This window comes from Clostridium sp. CCUG 7971 (assembly GCF_017590215.1).
Lineage (GTDB): Bacteria > Bacillota > Clostridia > Peptostreptococcales > Peptostreptococcaceae > Faecalimicrobium.
In genome coordinates this window covers 1-3,215 of record NZ_JAFFPK010000036.1, presented here as the reverse complement: position 1 = coordinate 3,215, position 3,215 = coordinate 1, and the positions used below count along the sequence as shown (strand labels likewise).

The window sequence follows — 3,215 nt, the reverse complement described above, 5'->3', positions numbered from 1 at the left end:
AATACCTTTTGCATATACTCACCTCAAAACTCCTTTATTTTATTATATTTAAAGTGAATTTAAAGTGTGAGTATTAGTACATAAAAAAAATATTACGTGGCTACGTCTTACTCTCCCAGGCAGTTGCCCACCAAGTACCATCAGCGCTAAAGAGCTTAACTTCTGTGTTCGGAATGGGAACAGGTGTATCCTCTTTGCTATTGTAACCACATAATCTCTTATGCTTAATATTTCTATTAAGTTTTTCAAAGTTAATACTCTGAAAACTGCAAACATTTATTGAATTAATCATTTTAATTTGGTCAAGTCCTCGACCTATTAGTATCGATAAGCTAAATACATTACTGCACTTACACCTTCGACCTATCAACCAGGTAGTCTTCCTGGGGTCTTACCCTTACGGTGGGAAATCTTATCTTGAAGTTGGCTTCGCGCTTAGATGCTTTCAGCGCTTATCCATTCCGTACATAGCTACCCAGCCATGCCCTTGGCAGAACAACTGGTACACCAGAGGTACGTCCATCCCGGTCCTCTCGTACTAAGGACAGGTCTCCTCAAATTTCCTACGCCTGCGACGGATAGGGACCGAACTGTCTCACGACGTTCTGAACCCAGCTCGCGTACCACTTTAATGGGCGAACAGCCCAACCCTTGGGACCTACTACAGCCCCAGGATGTGATGAGCCGACATCGAGGTGCCAAACCTCCCCGTCGATGTGGACTCTTGGGGGAGATAAGCCTGTTATCCCCAGGGTAGCTTTTATCCGTTGAGCGATGGCCCTTCCATGCGGAACCACCGGATCACTAAGTCCGACTTTCGTCCTTGCTCGACCTGTATGTCTTGCAATCAAGCTCTCTTTTGCCTTTACACTCTTCGTACGATTTCCGACCGTACTGAGAGAACCTTTGAGCGCCTCCGTTACTCTTTGGGAGGCGACCGCCCCAGTCAAACTGCCCACCTGACGGTGTCCCAAGACCTGATTCAAGGCCTATGGTTAGGATCCCAGTACTACAAGGGTGGTATCCCAAGGATGACTCCACACAAACTGGCGTTCATGCTTCAAAGTCTCCCACCTATCCTGTACATGTAGTACCAAGACCCAACGTCAAGCTACAGTAAAGCTCCATGGGGTCTTTCCGTCCTGTCGCAGGTACCCGGCATCTTCACCGGGATTACAATTTCACCGAGTCTATTGTTGAGACAGTGCCCAAATCGTTACGCCTTTCGTGCGGGTCGGAACTTACCCGACAAGGAATTTCGCTACCTTAGGACCGTTATAGTTACGGCCGCCGTTTACTGGGGCTTAAGTTCACTGCTTCGATTGCTCTAACAGATCCCCTTAACCTTCCAGCACCGGGCAGGCGTCAGCTCCTATACATCGTCTTGCGACTTAGCAGAAACCTGTGTTTTTGGTAAACAGTCGCTTGGGCCTATTCTCTGCGGCCATCGTGATGATGGCACCCCTTCTCCCTAAGTTACGGGGTCATTTTGCCGAGTTCCTTAACAATAGTTCTCTCGCTGGCCTTAGGATACTCTCCTCACCCACCTGTGTCGGTTTGAGGTACGGGCGCCTTTAAACTCGATAGAGACTTTTCTTGACAGTGTGAAATCAGCTACTTCGCTACTAAATTTCGCTCCCCATCGTACCCCAGCATTATCAAGACGGATTTGCCTATCTTGACTGCCTCAGTACTTAGCCACACATAACCAACAGTGTGGTTAGCTTATCCTACTGTGTCATCCCATTTCTCAAGCGTTTATTGGCGGTACAGGAATATCAACCTGTTGTCCATCACCTACGCCTTTCGGCCTCGGCTTAGGTCCCGACTAACCCAGGGCGGACGAACCTTCCCCTGGAAACCTTGGGTTTACGGCCCGTGGGATTCTCACCCACGTCTCGCTACTCATGCCAACATTCTCACTCGTATACTGTCCACGCGTCCTTACGGTCACGCTTCAGCCTGCATACGAAGCTCCCCTACCCATCATAATGATGCCGTAGCTTCGGTAGTACGTTTTAGCCCCGGAAATTTTCGGCGCAGGATCACTCGACCAGTGAGCTATTACGCACTCTTTAAATGAGTGGCTGCTTCTAAGCCAACATCCTGGTTGTCTGTGCAATCCCACATCCTTTACCACTTAACGTACATTTAGGGACCTTAGCTGACGATCTGGGCTGTTGCCCTTTCGACTATGAATCTTATCACCCACAGTCTGACTCCCAAGTATAAGAATACGGCATTCGGAGTTTGATAGTCTTCGGTAAGTGCAATACCCCCTAGGACATTCAGTGCTCTACCTCCGCTTCTCTCAACCTTGAGGCTAGCCCTAAAGCTATTTCGGGGAGAACCAGCTATCTCCGGGCTCGATTGGAATTTCACCGCTATCCACAAGTCATCCCCGAGCTTTTCAACGCTCGTGGGTTCGGTCCTCCACGAAATTTTACTTTCGCTTCAACCTGCTCATGGATAGGTCGCCCGGTTTCGGGTCTACGTCAAGTAACTTAAGCGCCCATTTAAGACTCGCTTTCGCTACGGCTCCACACCTTAAGTGCTTAACCTTGCTACTTAACGTAACTCGTTGGCCCGTTCTACAAAAAGTACGCGGTCACACAAGTAATGTGCTCCCACAGCTTGTAAGTGCAGGGTTTCAGGTTCTATTTCACTCCCCTCCCGGGGTTCTTTTCACCTTTCCCTCACGGTACTATGCGCTATCGGTCACTAGGTAGTATTTAGGCTTGGAGGATGGTCCCTCCTGCTTCCCACAGGGTTTCACGTGTCCCGTGGTACTCTGGATCATATCTAAAGAATTATCGTTTCAAATACAGGGCTATTACCTTCTATGGCGGAGCTTTCCAACTCTCTTCACTTACGATGACCTCTTCGTTGATGATATGTCCGCAACCCCAGCAAAGAAAACTTCACTGGTTTGGCCTGTTCCGCGTTCGCTCGCCGCTACTTACGGAATCGAATTTCTTTCTTTTCCTCCGGGTACTTAGATGTTTCAGTTCCCCGGGTTCCCCTCGCTAAGCTATGTATTCACTTAACGATACTTAGACATTACTCTAAGTGAGTTTCCTCATTCGGAAATCTTCGGATCAAAGTTTACGTGCAACTCCCCGAAGCTTATCGCAGCTTATCGCGTCCTTCATCGGCTCCTAGTGCCAAGGCATCCGCCCTGCACCCTTAATAACTTGACCAGTTATTAAAGTGTT

General features: G+C 48.5%; 2 rRNA genes. Both read right to left on the bottom strand.

Annotated elements, in window-relative coordinates:
* Positions 1-94 precede the first annotated feature (94 nt).
* Positions 95-211 (bottom strand): 5S ribosomal RNA (gene rrf / locus JWF52_RS04855).
* 87 nt (positions 212-298) lie between these two features.
* Positions 299-3,200, bottom strand: a 23S ribosomal RNA gene (locus JWF52_RS04850).
* Positions 3,201-3,215 lie beyond the last annotated feature (15 nt).